Annotated in this window: 29 protein-coding genes, 1 tRNA gene and 2 pseudogenes; 11 read left to right on the top strand and 21 right to left on the bottom strand. The window is 69.0% G+C overall.

What is annotated here, in order from left to right; all coding sequences use genetic code 11:
• Positions 1 to 25: 25 nt before the first annotated feature.
• Positions 26 to 1288 (bottom strand): DUF445 domain-containing protein, encoded by a 1263-nt coding sequence (locus LUX31_RS29460; protein ID WP_443046010.1) that lies wholly within the window; start codon positions 1286 to 1288, stop codon positions 26 to 28.
• 279 nt (positions 1289 to 1567) lie between these two features.
• On the opposite strand from LUX31_RS29460, the gene LUX31_RS29455 reads away from it, so the two are divergent.
• A complete protein-coding gene (locus LUX31_RS29455) occupies positions 1568 to 2914 on the top strand; it encodes an SGNH/GDSL hydrolase family protein (RefSeq protein ID WP_235478331.1) in 1347 nt (448 codons plus the stop codon).
• A gap of 393 nt (positions 2915 to 3307) precedes the next feature.
• Here LUX31_RS29455 and LUX31_RS29450 read toward each other — a convergent pair whose 3' ends face one another.
• From LUX31_RS29450 to LUX31_RS29435, 4 genes are all read right to left on the bottom strand, one after another.
• On the bottom strand, positions 3308 to 4039 hold the full coding sequence (locus LUX31_RS29450; RefSeq protein ID WP_235478330.1) for a DUF1707 SHOCT-like domain-containing protein: 732 nt from the start codon (positions 4037 to 4039) through the stop codon (positions 3308 to 3310).
• A gap of 32 nt (positions 4040 to 4071) precedes the next feature.
• Positions 4072 to 5052, bottom strand: coding sequence for an ABC transporter ATP-binding protein (locus LUX31_RS29445; RefSeq protein ID WP_235478329.1), 981 nt, complete (start codon positions 5050 to 5052; stop codon positions 4072 to 4074).
• Positions 5053 to 5066: 14 nt separating this feature from the next.
• Complete coding sequence (locus LUX31_RS29440; protein ID WP_235480102.1) at positions 5067 to 5891, bottom strand: ABC transporter permease; 825 nt, start codon at positions 5889 to 5891, stop codon at positions 5067 to 5069.
• A gap of 100 nt (positions 5892 to 5991) precedes the next feature.
• Complete coding sequence (locus LUX31_RS29435) at positions 5992 to 6798, bottom strand: ABC transporter permease (protein ID WP_235478328.1); 807 nt, start codon at positions 6796 to 6798, stop codon at positions 5992 to 5994.
• A gap of 241 nt (positions 6799 to 7039) precedes the next feature.
• Between LUX31_RS29435 and LUX31_RS29430 the strand changes: the two genes are divergently transcribed.
• Positions 7040 to 9478, top strand: coding sequence for a transglycosylase domain-containing protein (locus tag LUX31_RS29430; RefSeq protein ID WP_235478327.1), 2439 nt, complete (start codon positions 7040 to 7042; stop codon positions 9476 to 9478).
• A 77-nt stretch (positions 9479 to 9555) separates the two neighbouring features.
• Here the strand turns inward: LUX31_RS29430 and LUX31_RS29425 are convergent, their stop codons facing one another.
• Both LUX31_RS29425 and LUX31_RS29420 read right to left on the bottom strand, forming a co-directional pair.
• Entirely contained in the window at positions 9556 to 9912 is a 357-nt protein-coding gene (locus LUX31_RS29425) for a GroES family chaperonin (RefSeq protein ID WP_235478326.1), read from the bottom strand.
• 21 nt (positions 9913 to 9933) lie between these two features.
• Positions 9934 to 10263 carry a DUF3618 domain-containing protein gene (locus LUX31_RS29420; RefSeq protein ID WP_235478325.1) on the bottom strand — a complete coding sequence of 110 codons (330 nt, stop codon included), beginning with the start codon at positions 10261 to 10263 and terminating at the stop codon, positions 9934 to 9936.
• A 170-nt stretch (positions 10264 to 10433) separates the two neighbouring features.
• Between LUX31_RS29420 and bcp the strand changes: the two genes are divergently transcribed.
• The 5 genes and pseudogenes from bcp to LUX31_RS29395 all read left to right on the top strand — a co-directional run bounded on the left by bcp (position 10434) and on the right by LUX31_RS29395 (position 13051).
• Positions 10434 to 10901 (top strand): thioredoxin-dependent thiol peroxidase, encoded by a 468-nt coding sequence (gene bcp / locus LUX31_RS29415; protein ID WP_235478324.1) that lies wholly within the window; start codon positions 10434 to 10436, stop codon positions 10899 to 10901.
• 60 nt (positions 10902 to 10961) lie between these two features.
• Positions 10962 to 11502 (top strand): annotated as a pseudogene (locus tag LUX31_RS29410) (AAA family ATPase); the annotation flags it as partial.
• A pseudogene (locus LUX31_RS29405) lies at positions 11499 to 11801 on the top strand (hypothetical protein); the annotation flags it as partial. The pseudogenes LUX31_RS29410 and LUX31_RS29405, both read left to right, overlap by 4 nt.
• Before the next feature lie 108 nt (positions 11802 to 11909).
• Positions 11910 to 12914: an HNH endonuclease signature motif containing protein gene (locus LUX31_RS29400; RefSeq protein WP_235478323.1), complete on the top strand. Its 1005-nt coding sequence runs from the start codon at positions 11910 to 11912 to the stop codon at positions 12912 to 12914.
• 54 nt (positions 12915 to 12968) lie between these two features.
• A tRNA-Leu gene (locus LUX31_RS29395) sits at positions 12969 to 13051 on the top strand.
• A 65-nt stretch (positions 13052 to 13116) separates the two neighbouring features.
• Here the strand turns inward: LUX31_RS29395 and rdgB are convergent.
• The 4 genes from rdgB to LUX31_RS29375 form a co-directional block, all read right to left on the bottom strand.
• On the bottom strand, positions 13117 to 13719 hold the full coding sequence (rdgB, locus tag LUX31_RS29390) for an RdgB/HAM1 family non-canonical purine NTP pyrophosphatase (RefSeq protein ID WP_235478322.1): 603 nt from the start codon (positions 13717 to 13719) through the stop codon (positions 13117 to 13119).
• Positions 13720 to 13762: 43 nt separating this feature from the next.
• Positions 13763 to 14116 (bottom strand): hypothetical protein, encoded by a 354-nt coding sequence (locus tag LUX31_RS29385; protein ID WP_235478321.1) that lies wholly within the window; start codon positions 14114 to 14116, stop codon positions 13763 to 13765.
• Between the two features lie 241 nt (positions 14117 to 14357).
• Entirely contained in the window at positions 14358 to 15095 is a 738-nt protein-coding gene (gene rph / locus LUX31_RS29380; RefSeq protein ID WP_235478320.1) for a ribonuclease PH, read from the bottom strand.
• 169 nt (positions 15096 to 15264) lie between these two features.
• Positions 15265 to 15540 (bottom strand): PTS glucose/sucrose transporter subunit IIB, encoded by a 276-nt coding sequence (locus LUX31_RS29375; protein WP_268828215.1) that lies wholly within the window; start codon positions 15538 to 15540, stop codon positions 15265 to 15267.
• Between the two features lie 185 nt (positions 15541 to 15725).
• Between LUX31_RS29375 and LUX31_RS29370 the strand changes: the two genes are divergently transcribed.
• Positions 15726 to 16973, top strand: coding sequence for a PTS transporter subunit EIIC (locus tag LUX31_RS29370; RefSeq protein ID WP_235478318.1), 1248 nt, complete (start codon positions 15726 to 15728; stop codon positions 16971 to 16973).
• A gap of 74 nt (positions 16974 to 17047) precedes the next feature.
• Here the strand turns inward: LUX31_RS29370 and LUX31_RS29365 are convergent, their stop codons facing one another.
• Positions 17048 to 17800 carry an MBL fold metallo-hydrolase gene (locus tag LUX31_RS29365; protein ID WP_235478317.1) on the bottom strand — a complete coding sequence of 251 codons (753 nt, stop codon included), beginning with the start codon at positions 17798 to 17800 and terminating at the stop codon, positions 17048 to 17050.
• Between the two features lie 206 nt (positions 17801 to 18006).
• On the opposite strand from LUX31_RS29365, the gene LUX31_RS29360 reads away from it, so the two are divergent.
• Positions 18007 to 18474: a type II toxin-antitoxin system PemK/MazF family toxin gene (locus LUX31_RS29360; protein WP_235478316.1), complete on the top strand. Its 468-nt coding sequence runs from the start codon at positions 18007 to 18009 to the stop codon at positions 18472 to 18474.
• A 77-nt stretch (positions 18475 to 18551) separates the two neighbouring features.
• On the opposite strand, the gene LUX31_RS29355 is transcribed toward LUX31_RS29360, so the two are convergent.
• The 7 genes from LUX31_RS29355 to clpS form a co-directional block, all read right to left on the bottom strand.
• On the bottom strand, positions 18552 to 19502 hold the full coding sequence (locus tag LUX31_RS29355; RefSeq protein WP_235478315.1) for a PLP-dependent cysteine synthase family protein: 951 nt from the start codon (positions 19500 to 19502) through the stop codon (positions 18552 to 18554).
• A gap of 16 nt (positions 19503 to 19518) precedes the next feature.
• Positions 19519 to 19797: a MoaD/ThiS family protein gene (locus tag LUX31_RS29350; RefSeq protein ID WP_235478314.1), complete on the bottom strand. Its 279-nt coding sequence runs from the start codon at positions 19795 to 19797 to the stop codon at positions 19519 to 19521.
• 124 nt (positions 19798 to 19921) lie between these two features.
• Positions 19922 to 20020, bottom strand: a complete 99-nt coding sequence (locus tag LUX31_RS37730) for a putative leader peptide (protein WP_328285704.1) — start codon at positions 20018 to 20020, stop codon at positions 19922 to 19924.
• Positions 20021 to 20099: 79 nt separating this feature from the next.
• Positions 20100 to 20522 carry a Mov34/MPN/PAD-1 family protein gene (locus LUX31_RS29345; RefSeq protein WP_235478313.1) on the bottom strand — a complete coding sequence of 141 codons (423 nt, stop codon included), beginning with the start codon at positions 20520 to 20522 and terminating at the stop codon, positions 20100 to 20102.
• A gap of 183 nt (positions 20523 to 20705) precedes the next feature.
• Entirely contained in the window at positions 20706 to 22133 is a 1428-nt protein-coding gene (locus tag LUX31_RS29340) for an amino acid permease (protein ID WP_235478312.1), read from the bottom strand.
• Between the two features lie 229 nt (positions 22134 to 22362).
• Positions 22363 to 22968, bottom strand: a complete 606-nt coding sequence (locus LUX31_RS29335; RefSeq protein WP_235478311.1) for a DUF2017 domain-containing protein — start codon at positions 22966 to 22968, stop codon at positions 22363 to 22365.
• A 57-nt stretch (positions 22969 to 23025) separates the two neighbouring features.
• On the bottom strand, positions 23026 to 23334 hold the full coding sequence (gene clpS, locus LUX31_RS29330) for an ATP-dependent Clp protease adapter ClpS (protein ID WP_053741646.1): 309 nt from the start codon (positions 23332 to 23334) through the stop codon (positions 23026 to 23028).
• An 86-nt stretch (positions 23335 to 23420) separates the two neighbouring features.
• On the opposite strand from clpS, the gene LUX31_RS29325 reads away from it, so the two are divergent.
• Entirely contained in the window at positions 23421 to 24761 is a 1341-nt protein-coding gene (locus LUX31_RS29325; protein ID WP_235478310.1) for a nicotinate phosphoribosyltransferase, read from the top strand.
• A 154-nt stretch (positions 24762 to 24915) separates the two neighbouring features.
• A complete protein-coding gene (locus tag LUX31_RS29320; protein WP_235478309.1) occupies positions 24916 to 25500 on the top strand; it encodes a nicotinamidase in 585 nt (194 codons plus the stop codon).
• A 335-nt stretch (positions 25501 to 25835) separates the two neighbouring features.
• Here LUX31_RS29320 and LUX31_RS29315 read toward each other — a convergent pair whose 3' ends face one another.
• Together LUX31_RS29315 and LUX31_RS29310 are read right to left on the bottom strand one after the other, a co-directional pair.
• The gene (locus LUX31_RS29315) at positions 25836 to 26345 is read right to left on the bottom strand and encodes a pyridoxamine 5'-phosphate oxidase family protein (protein WP_235478308.1); all 510 of its coding nucleotides are present in this window, start codon (positions 26343 to 26345) and stop codon (positions 25836 to 25838) included.
• An 89-nt stretch (positions 26346 to 26434) separates the two neighbouring features.
• Entirely contained in the window at positions 26435 to 26791 is a 357-nt protein-coding gene (locus LUX31_RS29310) for a hypothetical protein (protein WP_235478307.1), read from the bottom strand.
• Positions 26792 to 26886: the final 95 nt, after the last annotated feature.

Here is a 26886-nt window from a genome sequence, read left to right as displayed (position 1 = left end):
CGCTCGCTGTACCTGGTTGCCGCCGTCACACCCCTACCGCCCGCGAGAGCGTGTAGATGAGCAGGCCGGCCAGCGAGCCGACCACCGTGCCGTTGATGCGGATGAACTGCAGGTCGCGGCCGATGTGCGCCTCGATCTTCTTCGTCGTGTGCTCGGCGTCCCAGCCCGCGACCGTGTCCGTGATCAGGGAGGTGATCTCGCCCTGGTAGGTCGTCACGACGTACACCGCCGCGCCCTCGACCCAGCCGTCCACCTTGTTCTGCAGCCCGGCGTCGACCGACATCCGCGACCCCAGCGACAGCAGCGACGCCCGTACGCGCAGCCGCAGCTCGCTGCGCTCGTCCTCCGCCGCCGAGACGATCATCGAGCGTACGGCCGTCCAGGCGGACGCGATCAGGTCCTGGACCTCGCCGCGCCCCAGGACCTCGGTCTTCAGCCGCTCGACACGCGCGCGGGTGTCGGTGTCGGACTGGAGGTCGGAGGCGAAGTCGTTGAGGAAGCGGTCGAGGGCGCCGCGCGCCGGGTGGGCGGGCGCGTCGCGCATCTCGGTGACGAAGCGCAGCAGCTCCTTGTAGACGCGCTCGCCGACCTTCTTGTCGACGAACCTCGGCGTCCAGCCCGGCGCCCCGCCCGCCACCGCGACCATGACCTCCGCCTCGTGCATCACGAGCCAGTCGTGGGCGCGTACGCAGACCAGGTCGACGACCCGCTTGTGGCCGCCGTCGGCGACGACCCTCTCCAGCATCTTCCCTATGCCGGGCGCGATCTCCTGGGCGTCGGCCCGCCGGGTGATGGCCTCGCCGACGACCGCCTGGACATCGGAGTCGCGGAGGACGGTGAGCGCGCCGCGCAGGGCGGCCGAGAGTTCGGCGGTGACACGGTCCGCGTGTTCCGGCTCGGCGAGCCAGGCGCCGAGGCGGCTGCCGATGCCTACGGCGCGCAGCCGCTGCCGTACGACGTCCTGGGAGAGGAAGTTCTCGCCGACGAACTCCCCGAGCGAGACACCGAGTTGGTCCTTCTTGGTGGGGATGATCGCGGTGTGCGGGATGGGCAGGCCGAGGGGCCGGCGGAAGAGGGCGGTGACCGCGAACCAGTCGGCCAGCGCACCGACCATGCCGGCCTCGGCCGCCGCGGCGACGTAACCCGTCCAGGCACCGGCGCCCTGGTCGCCGGCCCACTTGGCGAGGACGTAGACGACAGCGACGAAGAGCAGCAGCCCGACCGCGGTGAGCTTCATCCGGCGCACGCCACGCATGCGCTCCTCGTCGGCGGAACCGAAGGAGGTCATGGCACGCCCCGGGACGGCACGGCCGCCCGTACCGTCCACACCGTCCCCGGTTTCAGTTCTGGTCCGTTCCACTCGCTCCACCGTTCAGTGATCCTTCTCCGTGATCCCTCACACATTGTCCCTTCCTGACCTACTCCCGGAACGGAACAGGAGTTCCCCACGTATATCCGGAGGGAGTCCGACCGCATGATTCGGCGGGCTCGCACAGGCCCATCCCGCATCATGGGCTCAGCCCACCGGAGCCCATGGCTCCCCGCCGTACGAGGAGTCACGCATCCCATGACCAGGCGCCACGGTTATGGCCTGCTCGCCGCGATGGTCACGCTCGTCGTGGCCGTTTCCGCCGCCATCTACGCAGGGGCGACCCTCGACGACGGCAGCCGGCACACGAAGGCCGTCAGCCGCGCCCGCGGCGACTCGGGCAACGCCGTCGCCCCCGCGTCCACCGGTGCGTGGGTCGGCACCTGGGCCGCGTCCCCGGTCGACGGCGAACCGGGCACCCAGGCGAAGGGCCTGGCCGGCCGCTCCCTGCGCAACGTCGTCCACACGGCGGCAGGCGGTACGAGCGCCCGCGTCACGCTCTCCAACCTGTACGGCAAGCAGCCCCTGACCATCGCCCACGCCTCCATAGCCGTCGCCGCCGCCGAGAACAGCGCGGCGGCCGACGCCGCGACGATGCGCCGGCTGACCTTCGGCGGCAGCCCCTCGGTGACGATCCCGGCCGGCCGCCAGATCGTCTCGGACGCGGTACGGGTGAGCGTCCCGCGCGACACGGACATCCTGGTGACGACGTACTCGGCGGTCCCGTCCGGCCCGGTCACCTACCACCCGCGCGCCCGGCAGATCTCGTACGCGGCGGTGGGCGACCACACCGAGGACCCGACCAGCACGGCATACACGGAACAGATCGAGGCCTGGCGGTACGTCACCGCCGTGGACGTCCTCAGCAACCAGGCCGACGGGACGGTCGTCGTCCTCGGCGACTCGCTCACCGCGGGCAGCACGTCCAGCGTGGGCACGAACAGCAGGTGGCCGGACGTCCTGGCCGACCGCCTCCACTCGGCGGCGGAGTCCGGCTCTGACCTGCCTCACTACAGCGTCGTCAACCAGGGCATCGGCGGAAACCGCGTCCTGCGGCACGGCGGCGTCGGCACGCCGGCGCCCAACGCCAGCGGGCTGACACGGTTCGGCCGGGACGTCCTCGGCCGTACGAACGTCAAGGTCGTCGTCATCGACCTGGGCGTCAACGACATCCTGCGCGCCCGCGACCCGAAGACCCTGAGCGCGTCCTCGATCGTGGCGGGCCTGCGCGCACTGGTGGCCGAGGCGCATGGGCGGGGCCTGAAGGTGGTGGGCGCGACGCTGATGCCGTTCGGGGGCTTCCGCGGCTACTCGGCGACCACGGAGGCATTGCGCCAGTCCGTGAACGCGCAGATCCGGGCGGGGCGTGTGTACGACGCGTACGCGGACTTCGACAAGGCGCTCCGCGATCCGTACGACCCGCGCCGCTTCCGCCCGGAGTACGACTCCGGGGACCACTTGCATCCGAGTGATCGGGGGTATGCGCGGATGGGAGAGGTGTTCGACTTGGAGGATTTGAGGGGGGCGGCACCGGCGGAGCTGTGAGGGAGGGTGCGGGTGCGTGTGCGGGTGCGGGTGCGGGTGCGTGGGGGCTGGTCGCGCAGTTCCCCGCGCCCCTGAAAACCCGCCCGTCCCGATCCGTTCGGCTGCCAGCCGGTGGGGGCTCGTCGCGCAGTTCCTCGCGCCCCTAAAGCCCGCCCGTCCCTTGCTGTTCGGCTGCCAGTCGGTGGGGGTTGCTCGCGCAGTTCCTCGCGCCCCTGAAGGGGCGCCCCAGCTGGCCGGGGTTCGCAGCGGCGAGCCGCGCAGCCAGCTCGCACGCGGCTCCCGCCCAACCCGCCTAGCTGCGGGCATGCGTGCCGCTAGGGGCGGCACGGGTGGGCGCAGCGGCACCCCGTTAGCGCCGGGCTGCGCGTCCCACCCCCAGCACCAGCCGCCGGCTCAGTCCTCGTTCCGCCTGTGCAAGTCGTGCATGCCGTGGTGGAACCCGGAGTCAGAGCCGCCCAGCTCCCCCCGCCCCTCCCGCCGCTCCAGCTTCTCCTGGCGGCGTTCCTCCTTCAGGCGTTGGCGTTCCGCCTTTGTGAGCTTTCGGGTCACTCCCACGCCGCCCCAGAAGGCGAACCCCTGGATGATCACGCGGGGGCCGCCGGGGTCGCCCAGGACGCCCTCCTGGCCGTGGTCGAAGCCCCCCATGATGCCGATGCCCCGCACGACGACCTCGACGCCCGGCGGCACGATCACGCCCATGCCGCCCATGATCACCGCGCAGTTGACGACCACCTCACGGTCCGCGAAGTTCGCGTCCCGAAGATCGATCTCCCCACCGCCCCAGAACACGAACGTGTTGAACCGCCGGGGCATCGTCCAGCGCCCCCTGCGCTGAAACCCGCCCATGATCGCGACACCCCACCGCGAAGAACCCTCGCCCCCGACGATCCGGTCAGGCCAACCTCCGCTTCCCGTAGGTCGCTTGACCATGTTCACCGCGGGGTCGGGCAGGTCACGCGTGATCGGCGTCAACTCGCCGTACGTACGGGCCTGGTAGGTCGCGTCCAGCCGTTCCTCGAACTCGGCCATGTCCAGCCGGCCCTCCGCGAGGGCGTCCCTCAGTACCTCGGCGACTCGTTCACGATCGGCGTCGGAGGCGCGCAGCTCCGGAAGGTCGTCCGTCATGCAAGCAGCCTACGAGGTGGCCGCCCCCGGCACTATGCCAAGGTGCCCGACGCCCGGTCGGCGTACATCTTGGCGATCACCGCCTCGATGTCAGGCTCCCGTACCGACAGGTCCACCAGCGGATACTCCGCCGCGATCCGCGCGACCAGCGGAGCCGCCGACTCCGACGCCGGGAACGCCAGCCACTGGCGCGGGCCCTCCACCCGTACGACCCGTGCCGACGGCACCTCGATCGGCGGCAGCTCTCGCTCCAGGTCCACGACCAGGGTCCGCTCGCTGTCGCCCACCTCGTGCAGGCCGGTCAGCGGGCCGTCGTACATCAGACGGCCGTGGTCGATGACCATCACCCGCGAGCACAACTGCTCGATGTCCTGGAGGTCGTGCGTCGTCAGCAGGACCGTCGTGCCTCGTTCGGTGTTCAGGTCGCGGAGGAACTCGCGGACCCTCGCCTTCGAGATCACGTCCAGGCCGATCGTCGGCTCGTCGAGGTACAGCACCTCGGGGTCGTGCAGCAGCGCCGCCGCGATGTCGCCCCGCATCCGTTGCCCCAGGGAGAGTTGACGGACGGGGACGTCCAACAGGTCGGCCAGTTCGAGGAGTTCGACGCAGCGGTCGAGGTTCGACCTGTAGCGCTCATCGGGAATCCTGTACATGCGGTGCATCAGGCGGTACGAGTCGATCAGTGGGAGGTCCCACCAGAGTGTTGTCCGCTGTCCGAACACCACACCTATGCGTCGTGCGAGACGGGTGCGTTCCCGGGACGGGTCGATGCCCGCCACTCGGAGCCGGCCGGCGCTGGGGGTGAGAATGCCCGTCAGCATCTTGATGGTCGTCGACTTTCCGGCGCCGTTCGGGCCGATGTAGCCGACCATCTCCCCTCTCGCCACCCGGAACGAGATCGAGTCGACCGCCCGCACCTCCCGCCGCTCACTCCGCAGGAACCCGGTCCTCTTCCGCACGTCGAACACCTTCTCGACGCCGGCCAGCTCGATGAAGGACTCAAAAGACTCCAAGGACTCCACGTGCCCTAACTCCCCGTGCTCCGGTACGAACGAACTCCCGCCCGCCAGGCCAGCCCCGCGAGCGCGCAGCAGCCCGCCGCCACCAGCGGTGGCAGGAACGCCACCCACTCCGGCAGATCGAGCGGATAGGGGCGGCCCAGCACGTACAGCGCGGGCAGCCAGTTGACGAAGGCCAGCGGGAAGACGAACGTCACCCCGCGCACCAGGTCCTGCGCGAAGAGGCCCGGCGGGTACTGCAACAGCGTGGCGCCGCCGTACGTGAACGCGTTCTGCACCTCGGAGGCGTCCCGCGCCACGAACTGGAAGGCCGCGCCCCCGACGAACACCGCGCAGAAGATCGCCCCGCCGCTGATCATCGTCACCGGCACAAGCAGCACCTTGAGCGTCGTCCAGTGGACGTCGTCGAGGGCGAGCAGGGCATAGCCGAGGACCATCAGACCCTGGGTGATCCGGCCCAGGCGGCGCAGCGCGAACCGGTCCGCGGCGACCTGCGCGAGCAACGGCGCCGGCCGGACGAGCAGCGTGTCCAGGGTGCCGTCGCGGACCCGGCGCCCCAGCCGGTCCATCGACCCGACGACGAGGTCGGCGATCCCGAACGCGATCGACGACAGCCCGTACAGGAACGCGATCTCGGGCAGCGAGTAGCCGCCGAGACTGTCGATCTGGGAGAACATCAGCACGATCGTCAGGAAGTCGAGGCCGGTCGCCGCGAAGTTGCCGAACGTGGTCATCGCGAAGGAGGCCCGGTAGGCCATCGTGGACCGGATCCACATCGCGGCGATCATCCGGTACGCCCGGACACTGTCGCGCACCCGGGCGGTACGGCTCAGCGGCCCGTCGTCCCAGTCACCGTCGTCCCAGTCACCGTCGGCCCACCGGTCGCCCCGCACCCCGGTCTTCACCGCGCCGACGACACCCCCGTCACCCCTGTCACCCACCCTGGACCACCACCCGCCGAGTAGCCGCCGCCTGCAGCAGTCGCCCCGCCGCCAGCAGCGCCACCGCCCACCCGGCCTGGAAGGCGTACGTGCTCAGCGCGTCCGCCTCCCCCAGCAGGATGTCCGCGGGCGCCTGGATCAGCGCCGCCCAGGGCAGGGCCCGGATCACCTCGCCCAGCAGCCCCGGGATGACGTTCAGCGGGAGCACCATGCCCGAGCAGAAGACCCCCGCGAGCCAGGCCATCTGGATGATGCCCGCACCGTCGAGGAGCCAGAACGCGGCCAGCGCCAGCAGAAACCGGAACGAGTAGCTGACCAGCATGCCGAACCAGACCGCGACCAGGAACTCCAGCCAGGTCAGCGCGGACGCCGGGAACGTCAGATCGAAGGCCCACGCGCCGAACGCGACCGGCACCACACCACGGCCCAGGAGGTGGAACAGGGCCCGGCCCATGTCCTGGGCCAGCCACCACAGCTGGAGGTCGGCCGGCCGGTAGAGGTCGATCGCGATGTCACCCGTACGGATACGCTCGATCAGCTCCTCCTCGAAGCCCGTACCCATCACGCACATCGTCATCAGCAGCGCCTGCCCCAGCCACACATAGGTCAGGGCCTGGGACTGGTCGTATCCGCCGAGGTGCGGCCGCTCGTCCCACAGGGCGATGTAGGTATAGGCCAGGATCACGCCGAAGACGGTGTTGGTGAACACCCCCGCGAGCGTGGCCGCACGATAGGTGGCATACCGTCGGAAACCCCCCGCCGCGACGGCCGCGTACAACCGCCAAGAACCCACCGACACCAGCCCTCTCCCCCGTAGCCGCCCGGTATTCGCCCCGTATCCGGACCGTATCCGGACCGAAACGCAAGAGCTTAGTCCGCACCCTTCCCCGCCCGCCACGCGTTTTCAGGCAGGACGCGTACCGAGGTCAGGGAACTGATCGCGTGTTGCGACAGTCTTCAAGAGGGGGGCGTAAGAGACGTTTGAACGCGTGAGAGGTCGTACGGGAACGTACGACGCGAAACAGGAGTCAGTGCACCACATGAGCGACCAGCCAGAGCCGCAGCAGCCGACGCAGGGCTGGGCACCGACAGAACCCGAACTGCCCGAAGGCACGGAGGGCGAGAAGCCCGGGAAGCCGAAGCGTCCCCGGCGCACCGGATGGCGTCGGCTGGTGCCGACCTGGCGGTTCGTGCTGGGCACGTTCGTGCTCGGGATCCTGCTGGTCGTCGGCCTGTTCGCGTTCGGTTACTACGCGGTGCACATCCCGGCGGCGAACGCGGCGGCCACCAAGCAGAGCAACGTCTACCTCTACGCCGACGGCAGCCAGCTCGCCCGCGACGGCGAGGTCAACCGGGAGAACGTGCCGCTGTCGCAGATCTCCAAGGCCGCCCAGCACGCCGTACTGGCCGCCGAGGACCGCGACTTCTACACCGAGTCCGCGGTCGACCCGAAGGCGATGCTCCGCGCCGCCTGGAACACGGTGACCGGCAAGGGCAAGCAGTCCGGGTCGACGATCACCCAGCAGTACGTGAAGAACTACTACCTCGCGCAGGAGCAGACCGTCACCCGAAAGGTGAAGGAGTTCTTCATCTCGATCAAGCTGGACCAGGTGAAGACCAAGGACCAGATCCTCGAGGGCTACCTCAACACCAGCTACGCCGGCCGCAACTCGTACGGCCTCCAGGCCGCCGCCCAGGCCTACTACGGCATCGACGCCATCGACCTGACGGCCGGCCAGGGCGCCTACCTCGCCGCACTGCTGAACGCCCCGAGCGAGTACGACGTGATCGCCCACCCCGAGAACCGGCCGGCCGCGCTCGCACGCTGGAACTACGTCCTCGACGGCATGGTCAAGAAGGGCTGGCTGACGGAGGCCGAGCGAAAGGCCACCACCTTCCCCGAGCCGAAGCAGTCGATCGTCTCGACGGGCATGTCCGGCCAGCGCGGCTACCTGGTCAAGGCGGTCAATGACTACCTCTTCGACAACAAGATCCTCACCGAGGACGAGCTCCAGGCCGGCGGCTACCGCATCACGACCACCTTGCAGAAGCCCAAGCAGGACGCCTTCGTGAAGGCGGTCAACGACCAGGTCATGTCGAAGCTCGACAAGAAGAACAACAAGGTCGACAACTACGTCCGCGCGGGCGGTGTCGCCATCGACCCGGCGACCGGCAAGGTCCTCGCGATGTACGGCGGCATCGACTACACCAAGCAGTACGTCAACAACGCGACCCGCCGCGACTACCAGGACGGCTCCACCTTCAAGCCGTTCGTGTTCACCTCGGCGGTCGAGAACGGCTCGGTCACGCAGGACGGCCAGACGATCACCCCGAACACGTACTACGACGGCACCAACGAGCGCCCGGTCCAGGGCTGGGACGGCGACGAGTACTCCCCCGAGAACGAGGACCAGGTCTCGTACGGCGACATCACGGTCCGTACGGCCACGGACAAGTCCGTCAACTCGGTGTACGCGCAGCTGGCGGTGGACGTAGGCCCCGCGAAGGTCAAGCAGACGGCCATCGACCTGGGCCTCCCCTCCGACACGCCCGAGCTGAACCCGTACCCGTCCATCGCGCTCGGTACGTCGACGGCCAGCGTCCTCGACATGGCGGAGGCGTACGCCACGCTCGCGAACCACGGCAAGCACGGCACGTACACGATCATCGACAAGATCACCAAGGACGGCGAGGCCGGTTCGGTCACCCTCCCGAAGCAGAAGACGAAGCAGGTGGTGTCGCGGGAGGCCGCCGACACGACCACCTCGGTCCTGCAGAGCGTGGTGGAGAGCGGTACGGCGACGGCGGCGCTGGAGGCAGGCCGCCCGGCGGCGGGCAAGACCGGCACCGCCGAGGAGGACACGGCGGCCTGGTTCGCGGGCTACACCCCCGACCTGGCGACGGTCGTGTCGGTGATGGGCCAGGACCCGGACACAGGCAAGCACAAGTCCCTCTACGGCGCGATGGGCCTCGACCGCATCAACGGCGGCGGCGCCCCCGCCGAGATCTGGGCCCAGTTCACGAAGGCCGCCCTGAAGGGCAAGAAGGCGAAGGAGTTCGACCTCCAGCTCCAGGAAGGCGCCGAGGAACAGCAGGCCCCGCCCGCCGACACCCAGCCCGACCCCGGCACGGACGCAGGCCAGGACAACGGCGGCACCACGGACGGCGGCCAGGAGACCCCGGGCGCGACGACCGGCGCCTCCCCGACCCCCTCCGGCGGCACGACGACGGACGGGACCACTGCCACGGGCGGCACGACCACCACCGGCGGCACGACGGACACCGGCGGAACCACCACGACCGGCGGCACGACGGACACCGGCGGCACGACCACGGACGGCGGAACGACCGACACCGGCGGCACGACGACCGACGGCGGAACCACCGACACCGGCGGCACGACGGACACGGGCGGAAGCACGGGAGGAACGACGCCGGGCGTGGCGACGGGCGCGCTGACCACGTCGAGAAGGGACTGACGGGAGAGGCTGACGAGAGAGGGGCTGGTGACGATGGTCACCAGCCCCAATACGTACGTACGGCAGACAGCGCTGATTTACAGGTAGAGGCCGGTCGAGTCCTCGGAGCCCTCGAAGCGGTCGGCGGCGACGGCATGCAGATCACGCTCGCGCATCAGCACGTAGGCGACGCCGCGCACCTCGACCTCGGCGAGGTCCTCCGGGTCGTACAGGACGCGGTCGCCCGGCTCGACCGTCCGTACGTTCTGCCCGACCGCGACGACCTCCGCCCAGGCCAGCCGGCGACCGACGGCCGCGGTGGCGGGAATCAGGATGCCGCCACCGGAACGCCGCTCGCCCTCGCTGATGTCCTGCCGCACGAGCACACGGTCGTGCAGCATCCGGATGGGCAGCTTGTCGTGATGGGTGCTCTGCTCATTGCTTTTGGCGCTCACACTCCGAACCTACCTGCCAAGTCAGCCCTTGCGCCGCCGGGTCCCCAAGGCGAGCACCCCGACCAGCCCCACGACGACAAGAGCGACAGGCACGATCCGCTCAATCCGGGGCGCCCCGTCCTCGTCGACGAACTGTCCCTTGACGTCGCCGACGACGCGATTGACGCCGACGTAAGCACGCCCAAGAGTGTGATCGATATTCGAAACGACCTTGGCCTTGGCATCGCCGACGATCGTCTTCGGGTGCACCCGCACCCCGATCTCGTCGAGCGTCTCGGCCAGCGTCTCGCGACGGCGCTTGATGTCCGCCTCGATCTGCACCGGGGTTCTGCTGTCCGAGGTGTCCGCCACCGTACGCCCTCCGAAGTCCGCTGATGCGTTGATGCACTAATGCCCTGCTCCGGACAGTCTGTCAGCTCCGCTCGGGACCGCACTGTCAGCACCCCCGGATAGGCTCGGTCCCGCGCCCTCAAAGGCGCGCGTGGACACGACAGCACAGGACGTACGAGGAGAGCAGACGGATGAGCGAGCGACTCCAGCCCGGGGATGCGGCCCCCGCCTTCACCCTGCCCGACGCCGACGGCAACGAGGTGTCGCTGGCCGACCACAAGGGCCGCAAGGTCATCGTCTACTTCTACCCGGCCGCCCTGACCCCCGGCTGCACCAAGCAGGCCTGCGACTTCACGGACAACCTCGACCTCCTGGCCGGCGCGGGCTACGACGTCATCGGCATCTCCCCCGACAAGCCGGAGAAGCTCGCGAAGTTCCGCGAGAAGGAGGACCTGAAGGTCACCCTCCTCGGCGACACGGACAAGACGGTCCTGCAGGCGTACGGCGCCTTCGGCGAAAAGATGAACTACGGCAAGACGTACGTCGGAGTCATCCGCTCCACGATCATCGTGGACGAGGAGGGCAAGGTGGAACGGGCCCTGTACAACGTACGGGCGACGGGCCACGTGGCGAAGATCATCAAGGACCTGGGCGTCTGATCCGAGGCACCGTTCCGCTGATCGTCATCTCAACAGGGCGTCGCAGGCTAGGAGTTGAATGTGGACTCGCAGGACCCGCAGGACACTGCCAAGAGGCTGCGGGCGATCAGCGACGAGCTCTCGGACCGTTTCTACGAGCGGGCCGACGCAGTACGCACACTGGTGGTGACGCTGCTGGCCGGGCAGCACTCGTTGGTGCTCGGCCCGCCCGGAACGGCGAAGTCCGAGATGGCCCGGGAACTCACGGGCCGCATCGAGGGCGCGGCCTACTGGGAGATCCTCCTGTCGAAGTTCACCGCGCCGACGAGGATGTTCGGCCCCATCGACGTCGCCGCACTGGCCCGGGGCGAGTACCGCCAGGTCTACGACGGCCGCGCCACCACCGCGCACGTCGCGTTCATCGACGAGATCTTCAAGTGCTCCACGGCGGCGCTGAACGAGACCTTGGGCTACCTCAACGAGCGGATCTACCACCCCGAGAGCGGCGGCGAGCCGATCCGCTGCCCCCTGATCGGGGCCATCACGGCGAGCAACGAACTGCCCAGCGGAGAGGACACGGCCGCGATCTACGACCGGCTGCTGGTCCGGATCGAGGAAACCAGCTACCAGACACCACTCTCGGCGGCCGGGAAGCTGCTGGAGGAGGAGTTCAACGACACGGCCCGCACACGCGGCGACATCGTGATGATCACCGACGACGACTGCGGCGTCACCGAGGAGTGGATGCGCGGCTGGAACGACGCCAAACACCGTCTGGGCTTCCGCGTCTTCGGCGTGGCCGTCGGCACCCCCCGCGTCGCCGAAGCCGACTCGGTCCTCGAGTCCCTGTGCGACAACCTCCGCACCATCGAGGACCTCACCGACGTCCACACAGCCGCCGACCTCTTCCGCGTGATCTGACCAGGCCAGAAGCTCCCTTGCATTTCGGGCGTGACTGTCCGATAAACGGTTCGTTACTCCGTACGAGGCCGCGAACGGGTGGTCGGAAAACGGAGGGGACACGCAGCGATGCCATCGACAGACCCGTACGGCAAGGAGCGGCTCGCACCGGTCGTCGCCGAAGCACGCAACTGGACGGACCTGATGCGGCGGCTCGGGCTCCGGCCCAGTGGAGGGCAGCGGCGCGTGCTCCAGGAGAAAGTCGCTGGTCATGGACTCGACACCGGCCACTTCGTGAAACGGAGCCCGTGGCGCAAGTACCCGGACACCGCCATCGCGGAAGCCGCGAATTCTTCGTCGTCGCTACGCGAAGTAGCCCTGAAGCTGGGTGCCACCCCGGCTACCGGAACCCTTTCCCACATCAGGCGCCGCATCGACGCCGCAGGAATCGACATCAGCCACTTCCCCGGTGCGAATCGCGCGGAGTTGGACCTGCCCTTCACCCCTGAGGAACTGAGCGCGGCGGCGGCAGACGCCACCAGCGTGCGTGGTGTGGCGCGCGCCCTGGGAGTACCCGACGACAGTCGGTCCCGTGCGACGCTGAGCCGCATGCTGCGCGCACAGGGCGTCGATACGGGGCATCTTTCGCATCGGCGCGCGACCATCCCCGAAGACAGGCTTCGCGACCTCGTACCGCACTCCACGAGTTACGCCGACGTGATGCGCGGCCTCGGCCTTGACGTCAATGACATCAACCACCGGCGAGTCCGTCGCGCGGCAGCCCGCCTCGGCCTCGACACGAGCCACTTCAAGCGCCGAGCCTGGGGCCGACCCGATGCCCCTGCACCAGCGCCCATCGCCCACCGGGTACTGGTCCTTCTGCCTCACCAGGCAGGCCGGACCAACAGGGCTCAACTCCACCGCGCCCTGGGCGAGGTCGGAGTGCCTTACGCATGCGAGAGTTGCGGCAACACCGGTGAGTGGCTGGGCCGCCCGATCACCTTGCAGATCGACCACATCAACGGAGACTGGCACGACAACCGCCAGGAAAACCTGCGGTACCTGTGCCCGAACTGCCACGCCCTCACAGATACGTGGTGCCGGCAGAAAGAGAGAACGCCACTCGCCGGATAGCCGCGTCCCCCCGTACACTTGCACCCGCCCGTCATGCTCAACGACGGGCGACCGGCGGCCTTGGCGGAACGGCAGACGCCTCGCGTTTAGGGCGCGATGGGAGCAATCCCGTGAGGGTTCGAATCCCTCAGGCCGCACTCACCTTCACTTACATGGTCCGGCTTGCGAATCCTGCAAGCCGGACCTTCTTGCTGGGCATCCCTCAGCCCAACAACTCCCGAACCACCGGCACCAACCCCCGAAACGCCTGCCCCCGATGGCTGATCGCGTTCTTCTCCGCGGCCGTCAGTTGTGCGCATGTTCGGGTGTCGCCCTCCGGCTGGAGGATCGGGTCGTAGCCGAAGCCGCCCGTGCCCTCCGGGGCGTGGCGCAGTACGCCCCGCAACTGCCCCTCGACCACCCTCTCCGTGCCGTCCGGCAGCGCCAACGCCGCCGCGCACGCGAAGTGGGCGCCCCGGTGTTCGTCCGCGATGTCCGACAGCTGGGCCAGGAGGAGGTCCAGGTTGGCGCGGTCGTCTCCGTGCCGTCCCGACCAGCGTGCCGAGAAGATGCCCGGCGCGCCGTTCAGGACGTCCACGCACAGGCCCGAGTCGTCGGCCACCGCCGGGAGGCCTGTTGCCTGGGCCAGGGCGTGGGCCTTGAGCAGGGCGTTCTCCGCGAACGTGATGCCCGTTTCTTTGACGTCGGGGATCTCCGGGTAGGCGTCCGCGCCGACCAGGTCCATGGGGAGGGCCGCGTCGGCGAGGATCTGCCTCAGCTCGGTGATCTTTCCGGCGTTACGGGTGGCGAGGATCAGGCGTGTCATGGCATCCAGTATCCCGGCAGCACCGGGCTCGCCTGCGACTCGTTTACGACGTGCAGACCTTCGTCAGTTCGGCCGCCGCGTCCGTCACGCCGCTGATGTCCGGGGTCGCGTCGCCGCCGTCGATGGCCGTCTGGACGTTGTTCACAGCCGTGCTGAGGTCATCGACCGCCTTGTTGACGTCGGCGTTGTCCGTCTTGTCGCCGATGTCGTTGAGGTTCTTGTCGATCGAGTCCAGGGCCTCGGACGCCTGCGTCGGGTCGTTCGCCGCGTTCTCGACCGCCTGCTGGAGGTCGGAGACGCTGGTGGCGATGGCGTCGGCGGTCTGGACGCAGTCCAGGGCCTTGTTGACGGCGTCGCATCCGGTGGTGAGCCCGGCGGTCAGCGCGACGGCTGCCACCGTGGCCGCAATGGCGGTGACGCGGCGCCCCCGTCCAAGTCCTCGTCCAAGTCCTCGTACGAGTCCTCGGTCGTTTCGGAGTCGGCGGCTCACGGGCATCGTTGGGGTTCCCTCCGTTGACTGGTCGGGCGTACGGCATGCCGCCGTACGCCCGTGTTCCTGCGTATCGCTGCGTGTCTCTGGAGACGCGTTGGATCAGGTGTGCGGTTGCCCGCCACCGCCACCCTATTTGGTCTGCCCTTTACCTTTCCAGGGCCTCGTCCAACGCCTTGCGCTGGAGTGCCGCCAGGTCCGTGCAGCCGGCGACCGCGAGGTCGAGGAGGGAGTTCAACTCCTCGCGGGCGAAGGGCTCCGCCTCCGCCGTGCCCTGGACCTCCACGAAGCGGCCGTCGCCGGTGCAGACGACGTTCATGTCCGTCTCCGCGCGTACGTCCTCCTCGTAGCAGAGGTCCAACAACGGGACTCCGCCTACGATGCCCACCGACACCGCGCTCACCGTGCCGGTGAGGGGCTGGCGGTTGGCCCTGATCAGCTTCTTGCCCTGTGCCCAGGCGATCGCGTCGGCCAGGGCGACGTACGCGCCGGTGATGGCCGCCGTACGCGTGCCGCCGTCGGCCTGGAGGACGTCGCAGTCGAGGACGATCGTGTTCTCGCCGAGCGCCTTGTAGTCGATGACCGCGCGCAGGGAGCGGCCGATGAGGCGGCTGATCTCGTGCGTACGGCCGCCGATCTTGCCGCGGACGGACTCGCGGTCGCCGCGGGTGTTCGTGGCGCGCGGGAGCATCGAGTATTCGGCGGTGACCCAGCCCTCGCCGCTGCCCTTGCGCCAGCGCGGGACGCCCTCGGTGACGGAGGCGGTGCAGAAGACCTTCGTGTCGCCGAAGGAGACGAGGACAGAGCCCTCGGCGTGCTTGCTCCACCCGCGTTCGATGGTGACGGGGCGGAGCTGTTCGGGGGTGCGGCCGTCGATACGTGACATGGCGACGAGCCTAGCCGTAACGGCGGAGGGGGCCCTTCCCGTCAGCGGGAAAGGCCCCCTCAGGGGTGAACATCCGTACCAGGTACGGGGGTTGGGGGGTTGGGGGGTTGGGGGGTTGGGGGGTTGGGGGGTTGGGGGGTTGGGGGGTTGGGGGGTTCGGGCCCGGGAACTACATCATGTCCTCGATGTCCGCCGCGATCGGGTCGGCGTCCGTGCCGATGACGACCTGGATCGCGGTGCCCATCTTGACGACGCCGTGGGCGCCGGCGGCCTTCAGGGCCGCGTCGTCGACCAGTGCGGGGTTGATGACCTCGCAGCGGAGGCGGGTGATACAGCCCTCGACCTCTTCGATGTTGTCGACGCCGCCGAGTCCGGCAACGATCTTCTCAGCCTTGGTGGACATGTCCTTCTCCCTGGTCCGAGCCGCTTTGTCGCAGTAACCCACAGTTGACCGATCTTCGCGAGCGGTCTGCGCGCGGTCCGTATACGGTCCGCGCACTGTATTGCCGACTGGTCTACACCAGTCTGAATCTGTTGTGAAATCGTGGGTTCCTTATGCACCCTTCACCGTGCTACAACATGGTCTACACCACTGACTGGTGTAGACCATGTTCACCCGTTGGAGGAAGTATGAGCACCGCCACCACCGCGGCGGTCCCCGCGAAGAAGAGGGGATCCGGCCTGTTCCAGGGCCTGCAGAAGGTCGGCCGCAGCCTGCAGCTCCCTATCGCCGTACTTCCGGCGGCGGGCATCCTGCTCCGGCTCGGCCAGCAGGACGTCCACGACAAGTTGAACCTGCCGGACAAGGTGACGGCGGTGTTCGCCACCGCCGGTGGCGCCATCTTCGACAACCTGCCGATGCTGTTCTGTATCGGTGTGGCGATCGGCTTCGCCAAGAAGTCGGACGGCTCCACCGCACTCGCCGCCCTCGTCGGCTACCTGGTCTACAGCAACGTCCTCAAGGCGTTCCCGGTCACCGAGGCCAAGGTCCAGGCGGGCGCCGACATCGCCGCGACCTACAACAATCCCGGTGTCCTCGGCGGCATCGTGATGGGTCTGCTGTCCGCCGTACTGTGGCAGCGCTACCACCGCAAGAAGCTGGTCGACTGGCTGGGCTTCTTCAACGGCCGCCGTCTGGTGCCGATCATCATGGCCTTCGTCGGCACCGCGATGGGCGTCTTCTTCGGCCTCGTCTGGGAGCCGATCGGTGAGGGCATCTCCGACTTCGGCGAGTGGATCACGGGTCTCGGCTCCCTCGGCGCCGGTCTGTTCGGCCTGATCAACCGCGCGCTGATCCCGGTCGGCATGCACCAGTTCGTGAACACGGTCTCCTGGTTCCAGATCGGCGACTTCACCGACGCCACCGGCGCCGTCGTCCACGGTGACCTCAACCGCTTCTTCGCGGGCGACCCGACCGCCGGTCAGTTCATGTCGGGCTTCTTCCCGATCATGATGTTCGGTCTCCCGGCCGCCGCGATCGCCATCGCGCACTCCGCCCGCCCCGAGCGCCGCAAGGCCGTGATGGGCATGATGATCTCGCTCGCGCTGACGTCCTTCGTGACGGGTGTGACCGAGCCCATCGAGTTCTCGTTCATGTTCATCGCCCCGCTGCTGTACGTGATCCACGCGGTCCTGACCGCCCTGTCCATGGCGATCACCTGGGCCCTCGGCGTCCATGCGGGCTTCACCTTCTCCGCCGGCTTCATCGACTACGCCCTGAACTGGAACCTCGCCACCAAGCCATGGCTGATCATCCCGATCGGTCTCGTCTTCGGCGCGATCTACTACTTCCTCTTCCGCTTCGCGATCACCAAGTTCGACCTCCCGACCCCGGGCCGCGAGCCCGTGGAGGAGATCGAGGACCTCACCAAGGCGTAAGCCACTCCCCGTACGGGACATGACGTGGCCCCGGAACCGTCTCGGTTCCGGGGCCCTCGTGCGCGTACACGACGTCAGATCTCGTACGACGCCCTCGGCATCGCCAGTTCCACCGGCCCCCTGAACACCTCGCGTGCGTCGGCCAGGTTGACCTGCGGGTCGGTCCACGGGGGGATGTGGGTCAGTACGAGCTTGCGCGCGCCCGCGCGGTTCGCCGTCTCGCCCGCCTCGCGGCCGTTGAGGTGCAGGTCCGGGATGTTCTCCTTGCCGTGTGTGAACGCGGCCTCGCAGAGGAACAGGTCGGTGTCCTGGGCGAGTTGGACCAGCGCGTCGCTCACGCCGGTGTCCCCGGAGTAGGTGAGGGACTTCCCGGCGTGCTCGACGCGGATGCCGTACGCCTCCACCGGGTGGCGGACCCGCTCGGTGTGGACGGTGAAGGGGCCGACGTCGAACGTGCTCGGCTTGACCGTGTGGAAGTCGAAGACCTCGCTCATGGAGGAGGCGGTGGGGGTGTCGGCGTACGCCGTGGTCAGGCGGTGTTCGGTGCCCTCGGGGCCGTAGACCGGGATCGGGTCGCAGCGGCCGCCGTCATGGCGGTAGTACCGTGCGACAAAATACGCGCACATGTCGATGCAGTGGTCGGCGTGCAGATGGCTGAGAAAGATGGCGTCGAGGTCGTAAAGACCAACATGGCGCTGCAACTCTCCAAGGGCACCGTTGCCCATGTCGAGAAGCAGCCGGAAGCCGTCGGCCTCTACGAGGTAGCTCGAACAGGCCGATTCCGCGGACGGGAACGACCCCGAGCAGCCGACGACGGTGAGCTTCATAAAGCAGAAACCTCCGCTGGCGGGGAGCGTCAAAAACAAACGTGACGGGGTTCTTGCGGTCCGTCGAGCGTAAGGCGCAAAACCTCCCGTCGCTCCTCCGCCAAGGGCTGTTGTGGGCGAACTCACCTGTGCTGTCACCGGTTCGGCTGGACCTGGAGTGCCGGTAGCGCGGGCGGGTCGGGGGGTGCGCCGGTACCGTCGTCCGTATGGACACGTCATGGTGGCTCGCCCTGGCGGCCGTCGTGCTGCTCGCGCTGGTCGCGGCGCTGGTGGACGGCTGGGGGCGCGGGCATCGGCCCCGGAGCCGCGGGGGCAGGCCGCCGGGACGGGCGGAGGCGCCGGAGCGGCAGCGGGGACGGTCCGTACGGCCCCGGCCTGCGGAGATCTGGTGGGCGAACGTGCCCTTCGAGGACGGCCCCGGGGGCAAGGACCGGCCGTGTCTGGTGCTCGCGGTGCACGGGCGGCACGCGACCGTCGCGAAGATCACCAGCAAGTACCACGACGAGCGGCCCGGAGTGATCCCGATGCCGCCGGGCGCGGTGGGCGACGCCCAGGGCCGGCCGAGCTTCCTGGAGACGGACGAGCTGCGTGACCTGCCCGTATGGGAGTTCCGGCGGCGGGTGGGGGTGGTGGACCCGGCCCTGTGGGACCAGGTCCGCCACCTCGCCACGTGAACCACGGGGAATCACGAGGAACCGCGAGGAACCGCGAGGAACCGCGAAAAACCACCGGACTTCGGCCGGTTAGGGCCTTACGCCCAGAGCTGGCCCTGCAAGGTCTCGATGGCTTCCTCTGTCGTGGCAGCCGTGTAGACGCCTGTCGAGAGGTATTTCCAGCCACCGTCGGCGACCACGAAGACGATGTCCGCGCTCTCGCCCGCCTTGACTGCCTTGTTGCCGACGCCGATCGCGGCGTGCAGTGCGGCGCCGGTGGAGACGCCCGCGAAGATGCCCTCCTGCTGGAGGAGTTCACGGGTACGGGTGACCGCGTCCGCCGAGCCGACGGAGAAGCGGGTCGTCAGTACGGAGGCGTCGTACAGCTCCGGTACGAAGCCCTCGTCGAGGTTGCGCAGGCCGTACACCAGGTCGTCGTAGCGCGGTTCGGCGGCGACGATCTTGACGTCCGGCTTGTGCTCGCGGAGGTAGCGGCCGACGCCCATGAGGGTGCCGGTGGTGCCGAGGCCCGCGACGAAGTGGGTGATGGAGGGGAGGTCGGTGAGGATCTCCGGGCCGGTGGTGGCGTAGTGGGCGCCCGCGTTGTCGGGGTTGCCGTACTGGTAGAGCATCACCCAGTCCGGGTGCTCGGCGGCCAGCTCCTTGGCGACGCGTACGGCGGTGTTGGAGCCGCCTGCCGCCGGGCTCGGGATGATCTCGGCGCCCCACATGGCGAGCAGCTCGCGGCGTTCCTGCGAGGTGTTCTCGGGCATCACGCAGACCATGCGGTAGCCCTTGAGCTTCGCCGCCATGGCGAGCGAGATGCCGGTGTTGCCGGAGGTGGGCTCCAGGATGGTGCAGCCGGGGGTGAGCCGGCCGTCCTTCTCGGCCTGCTCGACCATGTGCAGGGCGGGGCGGTCCTTGACCGAGCCGGTGGGGTTGCGGTCCTCCAGCTTCGCCCAGATCCGTACGTCGGTGGACGGCGACAGCCGCGGCAGGCGCACCAGGGGGGTGTTGCCTACCGCGGCCAGCGGCGAGTCGTAGCGCATGGGTGCCAGGGGCCTGTCAGGCCATGCCGCCGGCCACGGCCGGCAGGATGGTCACGGTGTCGCCGTCGGCGAGCTTGGTGTTGATGCCGTCGAGGAAGCGGACGTCCTCGTCGTTGAGGTAGACGTTGACGAAGCGGCGCAGCTTGCCGTCGTCCACGATGCGGGCCTGGACTCCCGCGTGCCGGGTCTCGAGGTCGGCGAACAGCTCGGCGAGGGTCTCCCCGGCACCGGGGACGGCCTTCTCGCCGTCGGTGTAGGTGCGGAGGATGGTCGGGATGCGGACCTCGATGGCCATGGCTCGGGGCTCCTGTCGGGAGTGGTAGGTCGATGGGCGCGCGGCGGCGCGAAAAGCATTCTTCAGCGGGTCATGCGTGTGTGAGGCGCCGCGGCTCACGGCCGTACGGCAGCAGGGGGCAGCGTCAACAGATGGCGCTGGCCAGCCTGCACAGGTCGACGTGCAGCCGCGCCACGAGCAGCAGGGCGCTCGGCGTCTTCTCACTCACGTCGTAGGGAACCATGGGCTCATCGTATCGATTCCCGGTCCGGATTCCGGAGGGCTGTCCCGCATTCTGGACATTTTCGGGCCGTCAGGTGAGATCAGTACGTTTCTACGACGTTGACCTCTTCCTCTGTGACGACGCCTTCGAGGATTCGGAAGGAGCGGAACTGGAAGTCGCCGGCGCCGTCCGTGTCGCGGGTCGAGACGAGGACGTAGTGGGCCTGGGGTTCGTGGGCGTAGGAGATGTCGGTGCGGGACGGGTAGGCCTCGGTCATGGTGTGGGAGTGGTAGACGATCACCGCCTCCTCGTCGCGGTCCCACATCTCGTCGTGCACCTTCTTGTGCTCGCCGCTGTCGAACTCGTAGAACGTCGGCGATCCGGCCGCGTTCAGCATCGGGATGAAGCGCTCGGGGCGGTCCGAGCCCTCGGGGCCGGCGATGACGCCGCATGCCTCGTCGGGGTGGTCCTTGCGAGCGTGGGCGACGATCTGGTCGACGAGGGCCTGGGTGATGGTCAGCATGTTCGTCAGGATAAGCAACCCGTACGAACGGATGGGCAGTCCCGTACCACCCCTTGGTACGGGACTGCCCACATGCCGGGATGTATGCGGTTGTTCGTCGACCGCGCGCCGGTGGGGGCTTGTCGCGCAGTTCCCCGCGCCCCTATCGGGGCGCTGTCGCGCGCCCGATCCCGTCAGGACCGCTCAGCCTCGCGCCGCGACCTGCGGGGTGCGGGCCTTCAGGATCGTCCAGCCGATGCCCAAAGCGGCGGCCCAGCCCGCCATCACGTACAGGCAGACGCGGGAGTCGGCGTCGTACGCGATGAGAGCCGTGACGAAGAGGAGGAAGGCGATGGCGATCCAGCTGCACTTCGAGCCGCCCGGGGCCGGGAAGGAGGAGGCGGGGAGGCGGCCGGCGACCACGCCGCGGCGGTAGAGGACGTGGCTGATCAGGATCATCAGCCAGGTCCAGATGCCGGCGGCGGTGGCGACCGACATGACGTAGCCGAAGGCCTTCTCCGGGACGACGTAGTTGAGGACGACGCCGATGCCCATGAAGGCGACGGAGATGGCGATGCCGAAGGCCGGGGTCTTCGTCGTCGACAGTTTGCTGAAGACCTTGGGGGCCTCACCGTTGTCCGCGAGGGTACGGAGCATGCGGCCCGTCGAGTACATGCCCGAGTTGCAGGAGGAGAGGGCGGCCGTCAACACCACGAAGTTGACGATTCCCGCGCCCGCCGGGATGCCGATCTTCGCGAACGCCTCGACGAACGGGCTGACGCCCGGGGCGAACTCGGTCCACTTCACGACGCAGAGGATGACGGTGAGGGCGCCGACGTAGAAGAGGGCGATGCGCCACGGGAGGGTGTTGATGGCCTTGGGGAGGGTTTTTTCGGGGTTCTCGGACTCGCCCGCCGTGACGCCGACCAACTCGACCGCGAGGTAGGCGAACATCACGCCCTGGAGGGTCATCAGGGAGGAGCCGATGCCCTTGGGGAAGAAGCCGTCGAAGGCCCAGAGGTTGGAGACGGCGGCCGTGTCACCGGCGGAGCTGAAGCCGAAGGTGAGGACGCCCAGGCCGATCACGATCATGCCGATGAGGGCGGTGACCTTGACCATCGAGAACCAGAACTCCAGTTCGCCGAAGACCTTCACGGAGATCAGGTTCACGCCGAAGAGGATCACCAGGAAGACCAGGGCCGTCACCCACTGGGGGACGCCGGGGGCCCAGTAGTTGACGTAGATCGCGGCGGCGGTCAGCTCGGCCATGCCGGTTACCACCCACATCAGCCAGTACGTCCAGCCGGTGAAGTAGCCGAAGAACGGGCCGAGGAACTCCCGTGAGTACTCGGCGAAGGAGCCGGAGACCGGGCGGTAGAGGAGCAGTTCGCCCAGCGCCCGCATGATGAAGAAGACGATCACGCCGGCCAGGGCGTACATGAAGATGAGGCTGGGGCCGGCCTTGGCGATGTTCGCCCCGGCGCCCAGGAAGAGGCCGACGCCGATGGCGCCGCCGATCGCGATCATCTGGACCTGGCGGCTGCCGAGTCCGCGCTCGTATCCCTCTTCGGACGCTTCGGACGCTTTGGATACTTCGGACGCGTCGGATGCTTCGGGCGCTTGGGACGTCATGCGTGGTGAACCTTTCTTCCCGCCCCCCGGACTGATGCAGCGTGAAGATCTATCACGGCCGCACCAGTGATCACCGGGGTGATTTGTGGCGCACACCACAGGAAGAAGGGGCCAAACAGCCCACGGAAGGGACACAGCCGACGACAGCGGTAATGCGATCGTTATCCGGATTTGAGCGTCCGCTGAGCGAACACGGAACCATCACACAACGGGAGATTCCCGTCCCGTCTCACGGCATGAGTGTGGAGACGAGCGTCTCCTGCAACCCGCCCAGCCACAGATAGGCCATCACCATCGGCTTACGGGGGTCCTCGTCCGGGAGCCGGTAGAGGAGGTCGGTATCCTCCTCGTCGACGACGTCCAGCCGGGAGCCGATCGCCAGGCGCAGGTCGTTGATCGTGCCCAGCCACCGCTGGGACTCCTCATGGGTCAGCTTGAGCACCGCGCCGCCGTCACCGGCCGGCGTCAGCGAGTCCAGCGAGCGGATCACCGCGAGGGCGCTCTCGCGCTTACCGGTGCGCAGGTCGTTCTCGGTGAACCGGCGGAACTCGGCCGCGTACTCCTTCTCCTCCTGGGCCTGCCCGGGGGAGGACGGTACGTCGACGGGGTCGCCGTAGGCGTCCGGGAACAGGCGCCTGAGGACCGGGTCGGAGGGCGGCTCGCTCGGGCCCTCGGCGAACAGCTCGGCGAGCGGGTCGTCGGGGGCGTCCTCGGCGGGGCCGGGGCCGATCAGCTCCAGGAGCTGGACGGCCAGCGACCGGATGATGGAGATCTCGACGTCGTCGAGCGCGACGGCCGCGCCGCCGCCGGGGAGCGGTTCGAAGTGTCCTGGCATGGAGTGGTTCGCTACTTCCGATCCTGCGCGCTAGGTCGGGTTTGTTTACGGTTCTGTTTATTTACGGTCCTGCTGGAGGGTGGCCCACAGACCGTAGCCGTGCATGGCCTGCACGTCGCGTTCCATCTCCTCGCGGCTGCCGCTGGAGACGACGGCCCGGCCTTTGTGGTGGACGTCCTTCATGAGCTTGGTGGCCTTGTCCTTCGGGTAGCCGAAGTACGTCTGGAAGACGTACGTCACATAGCTCATGAGGTTGACCGGGTCGTTGTGGACGATGGTGACCCAGGGGACGTCGGGCTCGGGTACGGCGAAGGTCTCCTCCGCCGACTCGGTGCGTTCGATCTCTACGGGAGCGGGTGACGTCACATGCCCATGCTGCCACCAGAAGGGGGTCTCCGGCCAAACGGACCGGAAATCGTCAAAGTGACGAGATGGGGGTAGCATCCGGTCTTATGAACACAGCGGATCTCGGGCTGCCGGTGGATGTTCCCTCTACGGCGCTCTTCACGGATCACTACGAGCTGACGATGCTCCAGGCCGCCCTGAAGGCGGGCACCGCCGACCGGCGGTCCGTCTTCGAGGTCTTCACCCGGCGGCTGCCGGAGGGCCGCCGCTACGGCGTCGTCGCGGGCACCGGGCGGGTGCTCGACGCGGTGGAGAACTTCCGCTTCGACCCGGACGTCCTCGGCTTCCTGCGCGAGCACGGGATCGTCAACGAGGAGACCCTGCAGTGGCTGGCCTCGTACCACTTCGGCGGGGACATCTGGGGCTATCCCGAGGGGGAGGTCTACTTCCCGGGCTCGCCGATCCTCCGCGTCGAGGGCTCCTTCGCGGAGTGCGTGCTGCTGGAGACGGTGATCCTCTCGATCCTCAACCACGACTCGGCGATCGCCGCGGCGGCCTCCCGGATGGCCTCGGCCGCCGGTGACCGCCCGCTGATCGAGATGGGCGCCCGGCGCACCCACGAGCTGGCCGCGGTCGCCGCCTCCCGGGCCGCGTACGTCGGGGGCTTCACGTCCACGTCCGACCTGGCCGCCGGTTTCCGCTACGGCATCCCGACCGTCGGGACCAGCGCCCACGCGTTCACCCTGCTCCACGACCGGGAGCGGGACGCCTTCCAGGCCCAGGTGGACTCGCTGGGCCGGAACACGACGCTGCTGGTGGACACGTACGACGTCGCCGAGGCGGTACGGGCGGCGGTGGAGATCGCCGGGCCCGAGCTGGGCGCGGTGCGCATCGACTCCGGGGATCTGCTGCTGGTCGCGCACCGGGTACGGCAGCAGCTGGACGCGCTCGGCGCGGAGCGGACCCGGATCGTCGTGACCTCGGACCTCGACGAGTACGCGATCGCCTCGCTGGCGGCGGCGCCCGTGGACGCGTACGGGGTCGGTACGCAGCTGGTGACGGGTTCCGGCCACCCGACCTGCTCGATGGTCTACAAGTTGGTGGCCCGCGCGGAGTCGGCGGACCCGAAGGCTCCGCTCGTCCCGGTGGCGAAGAAGGCGAGCGGCGGCAAGACGTCGATCGGGGGCCGGAAGTGGGCGGCCCGGCGGCTCGACCGGGACGGGACCGCGGAGGCCGAGGTGATCGGTACGGGACCGGTGCCCGGGGAGCTGGCGGACCGGCAGCTGCTGGTCGAGCTGGTGAAGGGCGGTGAGGTCGTCGCCCGCGAGCCGCTGGACGTCGTGCGGGACCGGCATGCCGCCGCGCGTGCCAACCTGCCGCTGTCGGCGACGCAGCTGTCGCGCGGGGAGGCGGTCATTCCGACGGAGTACCTGTCCGTACCGGCCTGACACCCCCAGTGCACAGGGGCAACGGGCGTCCACGTGCGCCGGTTGCCCCGAATGCCCCCTCCCGAAGCGGTCCTCGGGCCTCTAGGCTCGGTAGTTCACATATTCACACTGGCCGGGCCCGCACCCCTCCACACCAGTCGAAGGAAGACCGACCATGCGCCGCGCCCTGATCGTCGTCGATGTGCAGAACGACTTCTGCGAAGGAGGCAGTCTCGCGGTGGCCGGGGGTGCCGACGTGGCCGCCGCGATCACCGAGCTGATCGGGCAGGCCCCCGCCGGATACCGCCACGTCGTGGCGACCCGCGACCACCACATCGCCCCCGGCGGCCACTTCGCCGACAACCCCGACTTCCGGCACTCCTGGCCGGCACACTGCGTGGCCGGCACGGAGGGCGTCGGCTTCCACCCGAACTTCGCGCCGGCGGTCGCCTCCGGTGCGATCGACGCGGTGTTCGACAAGGGGGCGTACGCGGCGGCCTACAGCGGGTTCGAGGGGGCCGACGAGAACGGGGTGACGCTGGCGGACTGGCTGCGGGCCCGCGAGATCGACGAGGTGGATGTGGTCGGCATCGCGACCGACCACTGCGTCCGGGCGACGGCCCTGGACGCGGCCCGTGAGGGCTTCCGCACGCAGGTGCTGCTCGACCTCACGGCGGGCGTGGCCGAGGAGACGACGGAGCGAGCGCTGGAGGAGTTGCGGGAGGCAGGGGTGGAACTGTCGGGCAAGCCGGTGGTGTAGGACGGTTTCTTCGCCCCCGCCGCCCCTACCCGTCCCATCCTTGGGGGCTGCGCCCCCAGACCCCCCTTTCGCGCTGAACGCGCTCGTCCTCAATCGCCGGACGGGCTAAAAGATCAACCCCGGCCGGCGTTCGAGGACCACCGAGCTCAGCCCATCCTTTTCCCCGCCGCTTCCGCAGCACAGGCGGTACCTCTTCAACACCGGCCGCGGCATTTCAGCCCGTCCGGCGTTTGAGGACGAGGCCGTTCAGGCCGACAAGCGGGGGTCTGGGGGCGCAGCCCCCAGGGATGGGAACGGGTAGGGGCGGCGGGGGCGAGAAAACCAACGGCCCCGATTCAGTTGCCCCTGACCAGCCACTTCCCATCGCGCATCAGATCCCGGTCCCGCATCTCAGCGACCGTTCCCCATGCCTGGATCCGATCCGGGGTGACCTGGAACCAGACGTACGACGCGTGGTCCTCGCGCGGGTCCCAGCCGTCCTTCGCCGTGAACGCGTCGCCCACGCCGGGCGGCAGCTCCTCGCGGGACAGTGCGCGGGCCGTGCCGTGCATCAGGACCACGTCCCGGGTGTGGCCGAAGCTGAGGCACACCCGGCCCGAGGCGATCAGGTTGCGGCCGGTCGGGTTGGTGTCGCGGGTGGCCAGCCACACCGTCGCGCCGTCCCACCAGAAGGCCAGCGGAACGAGCGTCGGCTCGCCGGTGGCGTCGGCCGTGGCGACCCAGACGTCGATGTCCCTGTCGAGGCGCTCCAGCGCTTCGCGCATGCGCTGCTCGATGCTGCGGGGGCCGGTGGGCCCGGTGGGTCCGGTGGGTCCGGTGGGGGGAGCGTCAGCTTCTGCCGTCATGCGGCGAGGGTATGGGCGTACGACGCGCGGTCGCATCCGGCGGTGGGACTAGGTCCAGGGACGGAGACCCCCAGGCACCCGGGCGGCACTTACGCCCGCGCCGCCGGCCTCCGCAGCAGCGACCTGATCGGATGCCACAGCTCCGTCCGCTCCAGTGCCGTCGGCGGGACGCTGTTGTCCGGGGCCGTGCGCCATATCAGGCCGTCGGGGTGGTGGAGGACGGCCGTGATCTCGTCCGGGGTGGGCGGGGCCGCGTTGCCCCGGAGGTAGACCGCTCGCAGGCCCAGGTTGCGCAGCCGGGTCAGGGCCCGGGCGCGGTTCTGGGCCAGGACCAGGACGCGTACGCCGGGCGGGCCGACCGCCGTGGTCGGGGCGGTGGGGCTGGGCAGGTTCAGCGCCACCACCACGCTGCCACTGGGCAGCTTGCAGAAACCTCCTGCGGCCATGCGGTCAACCCCCCGTGGGACTCGGTGTCAATAAGAAAGCCACAGGAGGCACCTAAACACGATCGGCCGCGACCCGCCAGGGGGTCACGGCCGAT

It is taken from the genome of Streptomyces sp. GQFP (genome assembly GCF_021545335.1).
Classification (GTDB): Bacteria; Actinomycetota; Actinomycetes; order Streptomycetales; family Streptomycetaceae; genus Streptomyces.
This window is presented reverse-complemented; position numbering and strand designations above follow the sequence as displayed.